Genomic DNA, 16,198 nt, shown 5'->3' with positions numbered 1-16,198 from the left:
TCAGTATTGGTAGCCGTAAATATAAATAAAAATACCAATCAATTGCTTTTTCAGAGGTGTTTATGTTTAAAAAATGGTTGGTTGCCTTGGCAATCTTGCTTTCGGCAAATGCTCAGGCCTACCAGCAAGGCGATTCGCTGTCGCCGTTTGCTCAACAACAATTAGGGCTAAACCCGGAAGCCGTGACGATTATCGATTTCTTTGCCGAGTGGTGTGTGTCATGTCGTGAAGAGCTTCCTGAAGTGAACCAACTGGCTCAGCAGCTTGATGCCAGCCAGGTGGCGGTATTGGGCGTCGATGTCGATGAAGATGTCGAAGTGGCTAAGGCTTTTCAGCAGGAGCTAGGGCTAATATTTCCTGTCGTTAACGATCCTGAGCAAACCCTGGTGGAAGATTTCCAGCCTATCGGCATGCCTGCACTTTACTACGTGTATCAAGGCAAGGTGTTGAAGGTTCGATATGGTGCTATCAACCATATCGGTCAGGTCATCATGGATGATCTTAAGGAACTAGGGCTGGCGCTATGATCAAGCAATCCTGTTACGTATTGGCGATAGGAACCGCCGCAATGGCCTGCATGAATGTTCATGCGGCCGATGCTGAATCTTCTTTGTATCAACAGTCTGAGTCGGTGTCATCGACGGTATATAGCAGCCAGGAATATGGCGTCGGACTGCGCCGGAATATTGAGCTGGTGAAACCATCAGCGAATACGTTGACGTTAGAACCTGCGGCCAAGCCTGTAGTAGCGGCTGCTACGCCGAAATCTATACCAAAGTCTACGTCGAAAGCTAAACCTACACCTGCCCCTAAAGCTAAGGTAACTTCACCGGTAGCTAAACCAAAGCCGCCTGTTGAACAAGTTGTGGTGGCGAGCAAACCAAAGCCTAAAACAGTATTACCGGTTGTCAAAGCCGAGCCAACGGTTGCGGCAACTAAACCGCAACCCAAGAAAATTGCGCCGATCGTCAAGGCATCAGCTAAATCCAATGCGAAAGAAGAGGATGAGTCGCTGTTGTCATTTATTGATGACTGGCTGGGTATTAAACCGGTTAAGCCATGGCAAAAAGGCACACTGGCGAAAAAAGAAATGAAACCCGGTGGTGTGGTGCCTGAGTTTGATGTGTTTTCAGAAAAAGTATTTTCATACAAGCAGGGATCTGTCGGCGGCAATGGTGTCGGCGGCGGTGGTTGTGGCTGTAACTAATAATAAGCAAGAAAAACAATGAAGAATAAATTACCTTTGACGCTGCTTGGGACTGTTGCGATGGCAGGCTCAGCAGCGGCCGCTGACCATATTTCGGTCCATCACATGAATTTCGAAGAGTATGGCGATAAAGTCAAGGCTGCCGATAACATAGTCTCATTCGAGAAGAATTTCGGTCTGGACTGGACCCTGAATGGCGAAGTTGGTTATGACTCAGTTTCCGGCGCTTCTCCGGCCTGGGGGCCGACTACACCGAGTGCCGGGAACGAGGACTTGATCGAGCGTAATCGCCGGACGGAAGCGGCGCAGGCAGCAACAACCGAAGTCATTCGGGCCGGCTATGATCCTTATCGGGATGCCTATGCGATTCAGCCTTTTGAGCTGGAAGATAAGCGTAAATCCGCAGCAGCAAGCCTGACCTACCGAGACAGCAAGCGTAACGAGTGGACATTCGGTGCTAACTTCTCAACGGAAGAAGACTATGAAAGCATCGGCACCAATGCCCAGGTGCTTTTCTATGCCGATAGCCGGAAAAACCGTTCCTACACATTAGGCGGCTCTGTTCTGTTTGATAAAACGCTTGCCTTTCAGGAGTACAGCAATTTTAGCAATACACAGGAATGGGAAGATATCTTTACCGGTAGCTTTGAAGCGGGGCTATCTCAGGTCTTTACGCCGAACTTTTACACCACCTTTACCCTGTATTCAGGCTATCGAAGCGGTTATCTGAGCAATCATTACCTGACGGTATTGCGAGAGGTTGATATTAACGGTGACGGTCAGATTGGTGATGATGAAGTCTTTCTTGGTCAGGACTCCCGCCCGGATACCCGGCTTTCCGGCGGGTTAAACGTGCAGGCATTTTATAATGTCAATTCGCGCATTGTTGTGCGCCCGCGTTATAAGTTTTTCGTTGATGACTGGGGAGTCAGCTCCCATCAGATCGGCGGCAAGATGAATATCACGATCACTGAGTGGCTGACCTTGGCACCGGGATACTTTTGGTATAACCAGCAAGGTGCTGACTTCTACCGTGATCCGTCCGAGAAGGATCCAACGTTTGCGGCCACGGGTTATGCGACCTCGGATCTTCGCTTGGGCGATTTCAATGCCAATGCCTATGAGCTTGGCCTAAGCCTCAAAGTCTCTTCGCAGTGGCGCCTAAATGCACTTGCCGCCTATTACGAGCAGAGTAATGGCTATGAAAGCCGCTGGTGGGTACTGGGTGCAACCTATGAGTACTAACCAGCCTTTTAGTCACCGTTTTATGGCGATGACAGTACCCTGTGAAGTGATGATTTTTGCGCCGGAACCGGCGCAAATCGCACAGGCCATTGAAGCCAATACCCGCCGTTTGGAAAGTAAGTTTAACTTCTATGATTCAGGTTCAGTGCTGTCAGCTCAGATTAATCAGCGAAAGGCAGATAGTGTTGAAATTGATGACGAGACGTTGTCGGTGCTCACTAAGGTCCGCGAACACAGCATCGCGACCAATGGCATTTTCGATATCACGATCGGAACTGTAAAAGCCTTCCAGCAAACAGGTGGTTCAGTAAGCCGGGAAGAGGCCTACCAATTTGCCCAACCTTATATGGGACTATCATCCTGGAGCCTGGAAGAGAGCAAGCTTAACTTTGCCTGTTCACAAACCCGTATCGATCTGGGCGGGGTGATAAAGGAAGTAGCTGTTGATCAGGCTATCGACATCGCGACTAAGCATAATGCGAGCGGTGTACTGATCAACTTCGGTGGTGATATTCGCGTATCAGGCGGAAAGCCTGATGGCAGTGACTTTGTTGTGGCCGTGCTCAATCCCAAAGATCCGTCACAGCCTATTTTCGCACTACCGTTGCGGGAGCAGGCCCTGACAACCTCGGCGCACTATGCCCGACGCTATCAGTTCAGTGATCAGGAAACATCACATATTCTTTCTGAGCAAGGAACATACCGTCGCGTTCTGTCATCGACTGTGGTGGCTGAAACTGCCCTTCAGGCCGGTATTTTCAGTACTTCGCTGACGATTGACCCAAGAATATCAGTGCCGGAATCAGTGGGCTTCGCATTGGTCGATGACCAGCTTACCGTTCACCAAGACATAGAATTTCTAAATCAATGACGCATATTTTCCAATTGAGTCCGCAAGCTTTTCGTTTGTTTGCGGGAATAGTATTTGCCTTGTGCATGAGTTTCGCCGTGCAGGCTGGCGAAGAGAAATCCTTCCTGCCCGTCGAGCAGGCTTTTCCTTTTTCATATCAGCTAGTCTCTGATGCTGACACTGGTGCTGATGGAAGGGCATTGCAGGTAACCTTCGATACGGCAGAGGGCTACTATCTTTACCATAAACGCTTTTCGTTTAAGGCCAATAGCGATTCGCTGGTAGTGGGAGAGCCTCGCTACTCAATTGCCGCCGAGCAAAAACAGGATCCCAATTTTGGCGATGTAAAAGTGTATCATCGCCCGCTGACCATCACCGTGCCATATACGGGGCAGGGGGAAGCCAAAATCCGGTTTCAGGGCTGTGCTGATGATGGCTTGTGTTACCTGCCTCAGACGAAGAAGCTTGATTTGGCAGCGGCTCAATCTGTTGAGCCGTCAAAACCTTCTCCAGTATCACTGGACTCCTCATTGGCAAGCGATACTCAGGGGCTTTCTGAGTTATTGAAAAATGCCAGCCTGCTACAGGCGCTGGGCCTGTTTTTCCTTCTGGGGCTGGGTCTGTCATTAACGCCTTGTGTACTGCCGATGATCCCGATCCTGTCCAGTATTATTGGTGGTCAGGGTGAAGGGATGACGGGCTGGAAAGGCTTTCGTATCTCGCTGGCGTATGTGCTGGGGATGGCGACAAGCTATGCCTCGGCGGGTGCCCTGACTGCGACGTTGGGGCAGGGCCTTAACTTACAGGTTGCAATGCAGCAGACCTGGGTACTGACCTTGTTTGCAGCCTTATTCGTGTTGCTCGCCCTGTCGATGTTCGGTTTTTACGAGCTGCAGCTGCCTTCGCGTATTCAGGTTGCGCTTAACAGTCAGTCTCAGAGATTGACTGGCGGTAAGGTGATCACCGTATTTGTTATGGGGGCCGTGTCTGCGCTGGTGGTATCGCCGTGTATTTCGGCACCGCTGGCAGGCGCACTCCTGTACGTGTCTACGACGCAGGACTGGGTCCTCGGCGGAGCGACTCTGTTTACGCTGGCGCTTGGTATGGGCGTGCCTCTGGTGGTAATTGGTACCTCGGGCGGAAAGTTCCTGCCAAGAAGCGGACCGTGGATGGTCAAGGTGAAGCAGTGTTTCGGTGTCATGCTGCTGGCGGTAGCTATTTTGCTGGTGAGTCGTTTCGTAGCTCCTTGGGCAACGCTTGGACTTTGGGCATTGCTACTGATTGGTAGCGCGATTCACTTTGGGGCGCTGGAAGCGGCGCAAAGTGGCTGGCAGCGAACCACTAAGTCTCTGTCCTTTATCTCGTTGGTATATGGCGTGATCCTGCTGGTGGGTATGCTGACTGGAGCGGATGACCCGCTTGATCCGCTAGGCTCATTAAGTCGAGGTGTTCCGGCATCTCAAGCGGCTCCTGCAAGTCTGTTCACTAAAGTCACAGCAGTGGCAGAACTGGAACGCGGCATAGAGAATTTGGACCCTCGGCAATCTGTCACCATGGTCGATCTGTATGCTGACTGGTGCGCGTCATGTAAAGTCATGGACAAGAATGTCTTTCAAGACAGTGAAGTGATGGCGAAGATGGTGAGCTTTAATAGCCTGAAGTTTGATGTGACAGCCAATACCGACGAGCAGGCTGCATGGTTATCTGCCAGAGACTTATTCGGCCCGCCGGGAATCCTGTTCTTCGATAGTCAAGGTAACGAGATCAAATCACTCAGAGTGATTGGCGAGCTTGATAAACAGCAGTTCCTGGCTCACATAGCCAAACTCGGCCAACAGAGCTAAATACCAAAATAACTGTCCTTGAGTGCTATAAACGAAAACAAGCCTAGTCACATTACATTGTGGCTAGGCTTGTTTGTTGTTGCTTCTTTGTTTTATAGATTCGATTAGCTCTGTTTGGCTCTGGCTTTCTCCCTGGCGAAATACTCCTTGGTCAGCTTAAACACGACAGGGCTAAGCAGCAGCAGGGCGATCAAGTTAGGGATTGCCATCATGGCATTCAATGTATCGGCCAGTAACCAGATGAACTCGAGAGAGCTGGTGGCACCAATAGGTACCGCGATGATCCACAGTACGCGGAAAGGAATAATTGCCTTTACGCCAAATAGGTACTGGATACATTTTTCGCTGTAGAAGCTCCAGCCCAGAATCGTCGTAAAGGCAAAGATTGAGAGTGCTATAGCGACGATATAATTGCCAAGCCCCGGTAGTGAGGAGGCAAATGCTGCCGAGGTCAGTGCTGCCCCCGTTTCGCCGGTAAGCCAGGCACCCGAGACCACAATCGAGAGGCCGGTGATACTACATACCACAATGGTATCGATAAATGTTCCCAGCATTGCCACGAGCCCCTGTGCGACAGGGTTCTTTGTTTGCGCCGCTGCGTGGGCAATCGGTGCACTTCCCAGACCGGCTTCATTGGAAAAGATCCCTCGGGCCACACCAAATCGGATGGCGGCCCAAACTGCTGCTCCGGCAAATCCCCCTTGAGCGGCAACGGGTGTAAATGCGCTGCTGACGATTAGGCTAAATGCGGCCGGGATCTCAGAGGCGTTCATGCCCAGTATTAGCAAGCCAGAAGCAATATAGAAGGCAGCCATTAACGGAACCAACTTACCGGCGACATCCGCAATACGCTTTATCCCTCCCATGAGTACAAGCCCAACCAGGATCATCATGGCCAGGCCCGATACCATAGGAGGAATACCGAAGTTAGCATCGACTGCTGCAGCAACGGAGTTTGACTGGACGGTATTACCGATACCAAAGCCAGCTATTGAGCCAAAAATGGCAAAGGCCGTACCTAGCCATGCCCATTTGCGGCTCAGTCCGTTTTTGATGTAGTACATCGGGCCGCCGACATGGTTGCCGTCTTCATCGGTTTCACGGTATTGGACAGCGCATACGGCTTCTGCAAACTTCGTTGCCATCCCGACAAGCGCCGTACACCACATCCAGAACAGCGCGCCCGGTCCGCCGAGAAAAATCGCCGTTGCCACACCGGCTATGTTACCAGTACCTATGGTGGCTGAAAGGGAGGTCATTAGCGCATTGAACGGGCTGATTTCACCCTTGCTATCGTCATCTTTCTCCGGGATACGGCCTGACCACAGCAGTTTAAAACCGGAACCCAGTTTGACAATAGGCATGAATTTCAGGCCGACAGTCAGGAAAATGCCGACACCGAGTATCATCACTAGCATGGGGACACCCCATACCAGGCTGTTTATTGCAGAGATAAGGCTGGCTAAAGACTCCATAGGGTATGCTCTTCAAGTTTTTATAATATATGCAAAAACATAGGTGCTGTTTGTAATAAATACAAACATCATTAGCGTGAAATGCGGTGCAGTTGCTCTCTTAAGAGTTTGGTTGATTCGCGGTATATGGCGGTAGTGAGTGGCTTAGTCCGGTTATAAGCTCTGTTACTGGCATGAAACCAAAATGAAACGGAAAAATCATGATCGCAAACTAGGGAGTGAGTACACTTAATAGTGACGTCCAACGCTTTCCTTTTGTGATCTTCCATATTGGGCATAGGCAGTGCCAAGGCTAGAGGAAAGCGGGTGGACGTAATCCTCTAGTGAAGATTTTGAAGCAAACGGAGAGTAAGGAATGGGTTATGCGTCATTGGAGCAGGAAGAACAAGCAGCGACTGACCAGGCAGTATAAAGTGGAGCATATGGCCGCGAAGCTGATCAATGAAATGCTGGCTAAAAAAGCCACTGAAAGGTCAATTTCTACGACTGAACGGCTATAACAGAGCCTTATTACAATCGAGAACACTTTTTTATATTTTTGGGCCGTGTATCACGGTCTTTTTAATTAACGGGCTATTTGACTGTATATCAGTGAAGGAAATGGTTCAGGGGTTTTATATAGCTCTAACTTTTGTCTTTTGGGATTTGATTGAGTCTGATTAGTTTGTTAATACTAAATCCAGATTTTAATTAAGGTTTAAATAATTAATTGTATTAGCAAGTTCTCGATTAGATAAGAGGTGTTGATGATTAGGCAGTATGCGGTATTTTCTAAAACGTACCCAAGAGTTCACTGGTTTATTGTTGCAATGCTGGTTCTTGTTCATGTCATAAGCAGTTATTTTATACTTGAAAGCAATGAGCTGATATTTGCCTGGGGCGTGTGCTTGCCCGCTCTACCAATCCTTTTCTTTGCCATAGCATCTAGCTACAAGAAAAAGTACCTACACGGATAGTATGATAGATACTCAACATAACAAGGAGTTGAGTATTGTACCTAAGGGGTGTTTAATAAGAATCATTACCATTACGTAAATTTCTGTTATTTTGCTCGCATTTTTAAAATAAACACGGACGTAAATCTAATTAATCAATAATGACTCTTCCTTAATAGTTAATTTGAAGTGTTATCGCAACAATGAAAGCAGCTTTTATTTGAGCCATTTATTTGACCGTTAGTGTCAAATAAAAATCTACTTTATATTGTTTGCTATCAATAATTGAATAAACAACCCGCACATTAATTGATGCCGGTTCCAAATTCGTATTGATTTAATTATTAATTATTCTTTCAAAGAATATGCGCATATATGAGTAGCTTTATCTAGCGTTAAGCCGTGTTTTTCTCATTGCTCGTTATTACAATCTACCTCTTTATGGGTGGCTATTTCGTTGCGCGCCTAACCCGAGCACTAAAAATAAAAAATGGTGATAACGAAGCCTAGAGGAACTTTCGTTATCACCAAAAATAGGCACAAGTGCCTTGAAAGAGAGGTGGTGTTCAATGTTCATTAGTGAGTATAGGCGCTCTTTGAGAAACTAGGACTTTTTTGTTGTACATTTTTTCTGTGCAATTTGTCGTAGCTCGATATTCTCTCGCATTTCAAACGTCTGGCTGCTGTACACAGACACAAAAAGCCACAAAAAAGGCCACTCGAAAGTGGCCTCTAGGTATTCAAGTATCCAATGCTTACTCTTTACCGAACACGTTGTTCTCTTGCTCTTGCACGCGGATGAAGGTAGTACGCTTGGTTAGCTCTTTAAGCTGCGCTGCGCCAACGTAGGTGCAGGTTGAGCGCACACCGCCCATGATGTCCTGGATGGTATTTTCAACCGGGCCGCGGTATGGCAATAGTATGGTTTTTCCCTCGGCAGCACGGTACTTGGCAACACCGCCGGAGTGCTTGTCCATCGCGCTCTGAGATGACATGCCGTAGAATTTCATGAACATCTTGCCGTCTTTTTCGATGACTTCACCGTTGCTTTCTTCGTGGCCGGCCAGCATACCGCCCAACATAACGAAGTCTGCGCCGCCACCGAAGGCTTTGGCTACGTCACCGGCACAGGCACAACCGCCGTCACCGATAATACGACCACCCAGGCCGTGCGCGGCATCAGCACACTCGATGATGGCAGATAACTGCGGGTAGCCAACGCCCGTTTTGACGCGAGTGGTACATACCGAGCCCGGGCCGATACCTACTTTAACAATGTCGGCACCAGCCAGGATCAGCTCTTCCACCATATCTCCGGTAACAACGTTACCGGCGCTGATGACTTTGTCTGGGAACTCTGCACGTACTCTTTCAACGTACTCAACCAGGTGCTCCGAGTAACCGTTGGCGATATCGATGCAGATAAAGATCAGCTCGTCGGTCATCGCCATGATGTCTTTGGTCTTCTGGAAGTCAGCGTCTGAGGTACCGGTAGATACCATGACATTGTTCAGTACGCTGGCGTCGCTGCGCTTGATGAACTCAGCCCAGTCAGCCACGGTGTAGTGTTTGTGAACGGCTGTCATTACGCCGTGCTTGGCCAGCGAAGCGGCCATTTCGAAGCTACCAACGGAATCCATATTAGCTGCAATAATAGGTACACCTGACCATTGACGACCGCTATGCTTGAATGTAAAATCGCGGGTTAATTCAACTTGAGAACGGCTTTTTAGGGTTGAACGTTTTGGACGAAACAGTACATCTTTAAAACCTAACTTCAAGTCTTGTTCGATACGCATTGGTATTTCCTTAATCTTATCGAATTTTGCCCTTTGGCTTTCTTGCTATTGGCAGATAGCAGGTAGATCACCGAAGAGCAGGCACAAAAAAACCGGAGCGTTGGCAGACGCTCCGGTTTTCAGCATTATAGGCCGAGAAAGTTAATTAACAAGTCTAATAATGTTATTTTTTTTGTGGTATCCTCACAAAGATATTAGGTTGAAAAAGCCTAAGAATTGTCAAATTTTCCTGAATTCTTCGCATATCTCTTCCATTCTTCCATAATCATTGCATAATCCCATTGTCTTGCTGGCTAAGTGGATAGGTTGACCTTGTTAAGCAAAAGAAAAATAAAAAATACGTTTCCGCTCGACTTCTATGGTGAGGATGGGAGTTGGCGCTTCATTATCCGGGCAGAGAATCCCGGAGAGGTGCTGGATGCGATGTATTGGCGTGCATACATTTCATGTCACCGGAAAGAGTTCGATTTGTTGCATGTTGCGACCGATAAGTTTAACTATAAATATAACTATTCGAGCGTCGATGCGGCTGATTTGCATTATGGCACCGGAGGATCGCCGATGCGGATCAATATGATGGGGCCAATTGTCCCTATTTCCGCAATATTGGCGCAAGTTACAGCAAAAAGTTTACAGAACGATAAGAAAACAGCATAACTGCCGGGTTATTCAAAAAAAGGAGCGAATTGACGCTCCTTTTTTTATGCCTGATTTTTATCTGGTTATTGGCAGTCCCTGATTGTTAAGTTATTGTTGTTAGGTATGCAGTGATAACCGGAGAGACAGATGAATCATTGGATCCGCAGATTACTATTGGTGGCAGGCGCCTTGCTTCCGAGCATTGCCACCGCATCGTCGTTACCGGCTATCCAGGGCAAGTGGCAGTGTACGCCGCAAAATGAAAGGCCTCAGGAACAAAGTTGGGTGACTTACGATTTCAAGTCCGATGGTACGATGACATCACAAGAGTGGGTCAGGTATCAGGAAGAGCAGCAGACCCAACTGGAGTTCAACCTGTTTATCGATTATCGCTATGTCGTCAACGATGCCGATTATATGCTGAAACCCGTTAAGCTAAGCCGGGAGATCATTACCGATCCCAACAACAGTAACCCTTTTGACTATGCTGCTCGTCGCGATTTAACCGGCTACCGCATTTTCTTTAAGCCGATATTGCAAGGCGACAATGAAGCCTTGTTTGATATGTGGTACCACATTACGCCGAACAAACACTTTCAGATGCAGTGCAAGCGGCAGGGAGTCGTATAGCCGCTGCCATCGGCGTAGCTGTTACTGGCTGCGCTCCAGTAGCCTGTCCCTGTATTGCGTCGGCGTGACCCCGCGCTGGCGCTGAAATGCCTTGCTAAAGCTTTGCACATTTTTATAGCCCAGCTCCCTGGCAATCTCCGCATTAGACATATCTTTGAGCATGTACTTTATTGCAAGATTGCACAGTACGTAGTTGGTGACATTGGTAAAGCTCCAGCCGAAGGCATTGAACCGGCGCTGGAGTTGCTGCCGGCTTACCCGATAACGTTCGGCAATAAAGTCCAGGCTTGGGTAACCGTAGTGGCAGGCGTAGCTAACCATCTCGTACATGACCTTGGCGGTATCATGGGGTTGCGGCATGTTCAGAAACTCATCAAGCTGCAGGTTGGAGACCAGCATCGGGCGTGATGTGCTGAAAGGGTGAGCACTGCCGTGTTCCAGCATGGTGATATCAAGCCAAACCTTTGTCACTGCCGCATTCCATGTAACGTCACACCCAAAATAGGCTTCTACTCTTCCATTTCCGCATGGCGGGCCGCTGATCTCGACATGTTTTGGCCGATAATCATCGCCCATGAAATGTTTTAGCGTATTGGTATACATCACGGCAATGCGAATGCTGTCGTGGAGCCGGCTTCGGCCTTCTGAAAAGTGGTTGTCATAACACCACTTGATAAGCCTGCCTGATTGCTCGCCGTGAAAGCTGGTACCCGATTGCAGGCAGGATGTCCCGTAGTTGATACGCCTGAAGGCGAGCGCCAAATCGGGACTCGATAAAAACCAGTCACCAAAATAGCCCATGTTGTCGAACTTCAGGTAGGTGGCTATCTCTATCATATAGGCAGGATCGCCACTCTTTTGCTCAATCTGTTCCAGCCAGCGCTGCACATCGATAAAGGGAACGAGCGTCATTGGTTCCGCCAAAATCTGCGGTGGGATCCCCAGCCCTTCAGGCGTGAGTCCGTAGCGGGCGGTTATGCCGGCAGAGACCGGTTGCAGGAATGCCGAACGGATAAAGGAAATATCCAGTGCTGCCGATGCTTGATTCATGAGTTTGGGCTTGATGAAGATAGGGTGTGGATAGAATATCGCAAATATAGATGCTATGTGATGTCTTCTGTCCATAAAAAGTACGCAGTTCACATTATTGGGCACACTCCACACAACAAAAAAACATAACAATATCAACTTTAATATCGGAGATGTCTTACATGAGCCTCGTAAGCATGCCTTTTGTCGATAGCGGTGTCGACACAGCATTACATATTGTGGCCGCAGTCGTTTTAATAGGGACGATTGCGGCAGCAGGTTATGGATTCTGGCGAATCCATGAGCTGCCAATTCAAAAAGCCCACACCAAGGAACACCATCAAATAGGGTTGATAACAGCACTGACCTGGATAGGGTTCGTCTGGCATTGGGTGTGGGTCATTGCCGTCTTTATCGCCTTTGTCGATGGCGAGCAGGCACTTCGTCGTATCCGCGATATCTGGAAAGGCAATGATGAAGAAAGTACTGGTTCTTATCAGCATGAAAAACACACACAAGAGCCATCATCCGACTCGGTTGTAGCGGATCACAATGACAAGGAGGCCGAGCATGCTTGAGGGATTAGCCGTATGGTCGTTGTTTATCTATCTGCTTCGTATGGTCGGTATGCCGTGGAATAAATTTACCAAGGCGTTTTCTTATCTAGGTGGTGCAGGGTGGTTATTGTTTGTCTGGGTAGGGTTGATCACCTTCGCGCCGATGGATATGTCCGGTGGATCGCTGGTGCAGTCGCCGCATATTCAGCTGAGACCGGCCTCAACCAAGATCAAAGGGCACGTTGATGAGATTTACGTCCGCCCCAATGAGAAGGTGTCCGAAGGCCAGCTGATTTATTCGCTGGATGACGAGCCGTACCAAATTGCCCTGGATAAGGCCGAGTCATTACTGAACTCTGCCAAAGTATCCCTTTCGATTGCCAGGGAAGATGTCCTTATTGCCCATGAGTCCTATAGCGCAGCGTTGAAAGATATTGAAATCTCTAAAAATCAGCTGATAGCGACACAGGAAGATTTGAAGCTCAAGCAAACGACGCTGAGACGCTACCTTGAGCAAAACAAGGTGGTTAAGCATACCATTACTGAAACTCAGCTAGATGAGCAGCGTACTGCTGTACAAATGGCGATTGCACAAGAAGTGACTCTGCAGTCTCAGTTGGAAAAAGCCAAGTTGTCCGCCAATAAGGCCCAGCTAGCACTCGAGAAGTCAGAGCTGACTGTCAGCAGCCGTCAGGTTGATGTCGATAGCGAGCAGGAAAATGTTGCCCAGGCACAATGGAATTTGGATCAGACCAAGGTATATGCACCTACTGACGGGTACCTGACTAACTTTATTATGCGTGAAGGTCAGTATGTCGGTCTTATGCCTCGGATCCAGATGTATACCAACGAGAAGTATGTCCTGATGCGGGTGAACCACCAGGCGATCCGCAATGTAAAAGTCGGGCAGCGGGCCGAATTTACCTCGGCAGTCTATCCGGGCAAGGTGTTTAACGCGGAAGTAGAAGGCATCATTGAAGCCACTGGCGAAGCCCAAGGCAGCCTGCTGGCCCGTGACGACAACATCCGCCAGACAACCGGACAAAATGCCATGAACAAGCATCATTTTGTCAGGCTCAAGCTGGATGAACATGACGGCTATGACATACCGGTCGGCTCGGTAGGCCTGGCCTGGATCAGTGCAGAAAAACCAATTCCATTCCTGGCTTTTCTTGATGTGATCCGCGGGATCATAATCCGAATGAAGTCACAGATATTCTTTATCTGGTCGATGTAACGGCATGTCTTTATCAAAGTCTTCTAACCAAAGCGCCCTAACCACAGGGCGATAACCAAAAACGATAACAATAAACAGATGTTAACCAGAATAAATGTACATTAACCGCTCCGGGTGGTAGTCATACTGCCCGAACTTTTACTACGTTAATGCTGACTGTAGTTCGCTGTAACTCCTTGAGGCTTGGGGTTACAGCTTTTTTTTGCCAATTTTTCCGCCGGTGTTTTTCTCTATCGATCTTCTTATTCTGTATTGATGTCTTACGCATCAAGGAGTACAACTAGGCTGCATCTTTTTTATGGAGCTTAACGTGTCTTCTGTATCTTTCTGCCTTCCTGCTAAACGTTTATTTTGCTCTTTAGCTTTACTGTTGCCCGTTTTGGCCTTGCCGCTGGCTGCCAGTGCGTCTGGTTTGCGCTTGCTTGATGATTTTTATCTGAACGACAAGGCGGAGGATATCCGCTCCTTGCCCGGCGCATTTGATTGCTCTGATTTGTATAGTGGTAAATTGGCTTATTGCTTTGATCAGCTAAAGGTATTTGATGTTGACGAAGAGTTGCTGGCCGTCTTTATGGCAGAGCAAAAAGCGCTCTCTGTGGAATACACCACGCCGCTGAATGCAGCCAGTTACAATACTGTGCTTGCGGGGCTAAGGCGAAAAGGCCTGGTATTTGCGCACCTGAATGTAAACGATGAAACCCTCGATGTACTGGCGGGTATACAGCTCCTCGACCGGCAGACGTTGGACGAGCAGATGTTCGTTCTGGCTAACCGTTACGATTTTACGGTACCAAGAGAATATCTGTTTCTCGACAAGGGGGCGTTCAACCGTGCCTATCGCCAGGGGGAGCAGGATATTGAGCAGTGGTTAACGGCCGGGGACTCAACTGACGAGCAGAAAAAGTATGACCGGACGGTGATTATGTCGGTCTCAGCGGAGCAAATCACGGTTACCGTGTCTTACCCGTTTGTCGGCACTGGCACCGGCATCGACGACTGAGCCAGTCTCAAGCAAGCCTGCGCGGCTGCTATTCAGTCCTGACGCAGGTTGCTGGTCATCGAGATTGGTGTCGGGTAGCGCCTGACAACCCAATACGTGGATATGATGAAGGTTGTCATGGTGGCTGTCTGGATAAACATGCTGGCCTCGACGGAAAGTAGTTCGGCATTCATTGCTGCATAGACGACAAGAAAAGAGAACTCGCTGGCCTGGCTGAGCCTGGCGCCTAGCTCACGGGTCATGCTGGGCTTTTCGTGAGCCAGTGATAAAGCCAGCGTAAACCCCCAGGCCTTTATGACCACAAGAATGATACCGAACAAAATGCCCAGTAAGCTGTAGATGTTGCTGCCCGCCAGATCCATTCTCGCCCCGATAGCAAAAAAGAACAGAATCAGGAAGAACTCTCGCAGTGGCTTGAGGTGAACAGAGATTGCCTGCGAAACACGGCTAACGGCAATTGAAATTCCTGCAATGAATGCGCCGCTTTCATACGACAGTCCGACCTGGTGGCTAAGTTCGGCCCAGAAAAAGCACCAGGCGAGTGTTGTCACGAAACTGTATTCCTGGATCACGTCGAAACGCTGGAATAACGGCAGAATCATGTAGCGCACACCGAGAAAAGCGAGAGAGCAGAGTGCCACGAACTTTAGCAACATCATCATAAAGGCCACGAGCATGGCATTGCCGCCGCCAATATTGAGGAAAATGATCACAGTGATTGCGATGATATCCTGCACCAGCAAAATACTGGTCATCACTTCGCCCATGTGTTTGTGATGCAGGGTAGTGGTGGGGATCAGCTTCAGGCCGATGACTGTGCTGGAGAACATCAGGGCAGCAGCAATGATCAGGGCATCCTGCATCGGAAGCTGGATCGCGAGCGCAAAGAGCAAGGCGCCCAGAAAGAAAAAACTACAGGTGCCCAGGGTGATAATGGAGCTTTCTTTGAATAGCTGGATGAGCTTTTTGGGCTGTAAGTTCAGCCCAATCAAGAATAACAATAAGATAACGCCAAGATTGCCAATCTGAGTAATATGCTCGGCATCCCGAATAACCTGCAGGCCATTGGGGCCGATGAGCATGCCTGCGGCGATATAAGCCAGGATGATCGGTTGACGGGCGTAAAGAAACAGTGTGCCAAGAATAGCAGCGCTGATAACGATAGCGCATAGTTCAAAGATAAGAGGCGCCAGGTTGATCTGCATACACGACACTTCCCGTTGCTCAGGTATTTGCCCAATGGAAAACTATCAAAATGCAGTCGCTTGGGTATATGGTTCCGTTAGCATTTATAGCAATCAATGGAATTGTAATAAGGATAATACATCTGGCTTGATCCTCATTAGCAACCAGTAGCTATGCATTGGGTTCTTTCTGGCTAGCAGACTCAAAGGGGGCGTTAAGCGACAAGAGATTTCATCAGCTTGGCGAGATATTGAATCTTGATATTGGATAATTGCCGGTAGTCAAAGTAAGGGCACACTATCACTCTATGCTCTGTATTCACGGCAAACTCGTTATCGAGCCATTGCAGCTGACAGGTTAGCTTACCATCAGCGATTAACCGCTTGGCATAGGTTCTTCCCATAATGATATGGACAGTAGGGTGCGGTTGGTGCTGAAGTTCTCTTTGCACCGACAGCATAATGCGGGCAGCCTAATCCGACTGGAACTGACATTCACGAACCCTATAAAACAGTGTATTTTTGACAGAAGGCTAACTCTGCGCTGACATTTCGCTCAATGATAAA

16 protein-coding genes are annotated in these 16,198 nt (G+C 48.5%); 11 read left to right on the top strand and 5 right to left on the bottom strand.

Features of this window, described 5'->3' with window-relative positions:
- Positions 1-62: 62 nt before the first annotated feature.
- The 5 genes from EIZ48_RS23070 (at position 63) to dsbD (ending at position 5,146) form a co-directional block, all read left to right on the top strand.
- On the top strand, positions 63-527 hold the full coding sequence (locus tag EIZ48_RS23070; protein WP_160656887.1) for a TlpA family protein disulfide reductase: 465 nt from the start codon (positions 63-65) through the stop codon (positions 525-527).
- Positions 528-715: 188 nt separating this feature from the next.
- Complete coding sequence (locus EIZ48_RS30720) at positions 716-1,207, top strand: DUF4266 domain-containing protein (RefSeq protein ID WP_439126593.1); 492 nt, start codon at positions 716-718, stop codon at positions 1,205-1,207.
- A gap of 18 nt (positions 1,208-1,225) precedes the next feature.
- Positions 1,226-2,452: a DUF3570 domain-containing protein gene (locus tag EIZ48_RS23060; protein WP_160656884.1), complete on the top strand. Its 1,227-nt coding sequence runs from the start codon at positions 1,226-1,228 to the stop codon at positions 2,450-2,452.
- Positions 2,442-3,323: an FAD:protein FMN transferase gene (locus EIZ48_RS23055; protein WP_160656880.1), complete on the top strand. Its 882-nt coding sequence runs from the start codon at positions 2,442-2,444 to the stop codon at positions 3,321-3,323. Before EIZ48_RS23060 ends, EIZ48_RS23055 begins: the two co-directional genes overlap by 11 nt.
- Complete coding sequence (gene dsbD / locus EIZ48_RS23050; protein ID WP_160656877.1) at positions 3,320-5,146, top strand: protein-disulfide reductase DsbD; 1,827 nt, start codon at positions 3,320-3,322, stop codon at positions 5,144-5,146. The genes EIZ48_RS23055 and dsbD overlap by 4 nt, the downstream gene beginning before the upstream one ends.
- Positions 5,147-5,250: 104 nt before the next feature.
- On the opposite strand, the gene EIZ48_RS23045 is transcribed toward dsbD, so the two are convergent.
- The gene (locus EIZ48_RS23045) at positions 5,251-6,621 is read right to left on the bottom strand and encodes an alanine/glycine:cation symporter family protein (protein ID WP_160656874.1); all 1,371 of its coding nucleotides are present in this window, start codon (positions 6,619-6,621) and stop codon (positions 5,251-5,253) included.
- A gap of 362 nt (positions 6,622-6,983) precedes the next feature.
- Between EIZ48_RS23045 and EIZ48_RS23040 the strand changes: the two genes are divergently transcribed.
- Entirely contained in the window at positions 6,984-7,121 is a 138-nt protein-coding gene (locus tag EIZ48_RS23040; protein ID WP_160656871.1) for a hypothetical protein, read from the top strand.
- Positions 7,122-8,311: 1,190 nt separating this feature from the next.
- Here EIZ48_RS23040 and EIZ48_RS23035 read toward each other — a convergent pair.
- A complete protein-coding gene (locus tag EIZ48_RS23035; RefSeq protein WP_160656869.1) occupies positions 8,312-9,355 on the bottom strand; it encodes a GMP reductase in 1,044 nt (347 codons plus the stop codon).
- 297 nt (positions 9,356-9,652) lie between these two features.
- Here EIZ48_RS23035 and EIZ48_RS23030 point away from each other — a divergent pair, with 297 nt between their 5' ends.
- A complete protein-coding gene (locus tag EIZ48_RS23030) occupies positions 9,653-10,012 on the top strand; it encodes a hypothetical protein (RefSeq protein WP_338046943.1) in 360 nt (119 codons plus the stop codon).
- A gap of 129 nt (positions 10,013-10,141) precedes the next feature.
- Positions 10,142-10,624: a hypothetical protein gene (locus tag EIZ48_RS23025; RefSeq protein ID WP_160656866.1), complete on the top strand. Its 483-nt coding sequence runs from the start codon at positions 10,142-10,144 to the stop codon at positions 10,622-10,624.
- 21 nt (positions 10,625-10,645) lie between these two features.
- Here the strand turns inward: EIZ48_RS23025 and EIZ48_RS23020 are convergent, their stop codons facing one another.
- Positions 10,646-11,674 carry an AraC family transcriptional regulator gene (locus EIZ48_RS23020; RefSeq protein WP_160656863.1) on the bottom strand — a complete coding sequence of 343 codons (1,029 nt, stop codon included), beginning with the start codon at positions 11,672-11,674 and terminating at the stop codon, positions 10,646-10,648.
- A gap of 161 nt (positions 11,675-11,835) precedes the next feature.
- On the opposite strand from EIZ48_RS23020, the gene EIZ48_RS23015 reads away from it, so the two are divergent.
- The 3 genes from EIZ48_RS23015 (at position 11,836) to EIZ48_RS23005 (ending at position 14,447) form a co-directional block, all read left to right on the top strand.
- Positions 11,836-12,231 (top strand): MFS transporter, encoded by a 396-nt coding sequence (locus tag EIZ48_RS23015; protein WP_240153069.1) that lies wholly within the window; start codon positions 11,836-11,838, stop codon positions 12,229-12,231.
- On the top strand, positions 12,224-13,447 hold the full coding sequence (locus EIZ48_RS23010; RefSeq protein WP_160656860.1) for an HlyD family secretion protein: 1,224 nt from the start codon (positions 12,224-12,226) through the stop codon (positions 13,445-13,447). The genes EIZ48_RS23015 and EIZ48_RS23010 overlap by 8 nt, the downstream gene beginning before the upstream one ends.
- 310 nt (positions 13,448-13,757) lie before the next feature.
- Positions 13,758-14,447: a hypothetical protein gene (locus EIZ48_RS23005; RefSeq protein ID WP_160656857.1), complete on the top strand. Its 690-nt coding sequence runs from the start codon at positions 13,758-13,760 to the stop codon at positions 14,445-14,447.
- Positions 14,448-14,479: 32 nt separating this feature from the next.
- On the opposite strand, the gene EIZ48_RS23000 is transcribed toward EIZ48_RS23005, so the two are convergent.
- Both EIZ48_RS23000 and EIZ48_RS22995 read right to left on the bottom strand, forming a co-directional pair.
- Positions 14,480-15,652: a cation:proton antiporter domain-containing protein gene (locus EIZ48_RS23000; protein WP_160656854.1), complete on the bottom strand. Its 1,173-nt coding sequence runs from the start codon at positions 15,650-15,652 to the stop codon at positions 14,480-14,482.
- 194 nt (positions 15,653-15,846) lie between these two features.
- Positions 15,847-16,092 carry a DUF6942 family protein gene (locus EIZ48_RS22995; RefSeq protein WP_192928704.1) on the bottom strand — a complete coding sequence of 82 codons (246 nt, stop codon included), beginning with the start codon at positions 16,090-16,092 and terminating at the stop codon, positions 15,847-15,849.
- Between the last annotated feature and the right edge of the window lie 106 nt (positions 16,093-16,198).

It is taken from the genome of Photobacterium alginatilyticum, assembly GCF_009910675.1.
Lineage (GTDB): Bacteria > Pseudomonadota > Gammaproteobacteria > Enterobacterales > Vibrionaceae > Photobacterium > Photobacterium alginatilyticum.
The sequence above is the reverse complement of the archived record's forward strand: the minus strand, read 5'-3'. Positions and strand labels throughout refer to the sequence as shown.

Bases quoted from the DNA above. Each gene is read 5' to 3' on its own strand.
- EIZ48_RS23070 (WP_160656887.1), top strand. From the start codon at position 63: ATGTTTAAAAAATGGTTGGTTGCCTTGGCAATCTTGCTTTCGGCAAAT.
- EIZ48_RS23060 (WP_160656884.1), top strand. From the start codon at position 1,226: ATGAAGAATAAATTACCTTTGACGCTGCTTGGGACTGTTGCGATGGCA.
- EIZ48_RS23055 (WP_160656880.1), top strand. From the start codon at position 2,442: ATGAGTACTAACCAGCCTTTTAGTCACCGTTTTATGGCGATGACAGTA.
- dsbD (WP_160656877.1), top strand. From the start codon at position 3,320: ATGACGCATATTTTCCAATTGAGTCCGCAAGCTTTTCGTTTGTTTGCG.
- EIZ48_RS23045 (WP_160656874.1), bottom strand. From the start codon at position 6,621: ATGGAGTCTTTAGCCAGCCTTATCTCTGCAATAAACAGCCTGGTATGG.
- EIZ48_RS23040 (WP_160656871.1), top strand. From the start codon at position 6,984: ATGCGTCATTGGAGCAGGAAGAACAAGCAGCGACTGACCAGGCAGTAT.
- EIZ48_RS23035 (WP_160656869.1), bottom strand. From the start codon at position 9,355: ATGCGTATCGAACAAGACTTGAAGTTAGGTTTTAAAGATGTACTGTTT.
- EIZ48_RS23025 (WP_160656866.1), top strand. From the start codon at position 10,142: ATGAATCATTGGATCCGCAGATTACTATTGGTGGCAGGCGCCTTGCTT.
- EIZ48_RS23020 (WP_160656863.1), bottom strand. From the start codon at position 11,674: ATGAATCAAGCATCGGCAGCACTGGATATTTCCTTTATCCGTTCGGCA.
- EIZ48_RS23015 (WP_240153069.1), top strand. From the start codon at position 11,836: ATGAGCCTCGTAAGCATGCCTTTTGTCGATAGCGGTGTCGACACAGCA.
- EIZ48_RS23010 (WP_160656860.1), top strand. From the start codon at position 12,224: ATGCTTGAGGGATTAGCCGTATGGTCGTTGTTTATCTATCTGCTTCGT.
- EIZ48_RS23000 (WP_160656854.1), bottom strand. From the start codon at position 15,652: ATGCAGATCAACCTGGCGCCTCTTATCTTTGAACTATGCGCTATCGTT.
- EIZ48_RS22995 (WP_192928704.1), bottom strand. From the start codon at position 16,092: ATGCTGTCGGTGCAAAGAGAACTTCAGCACCAACCGCACCCTACTGTC.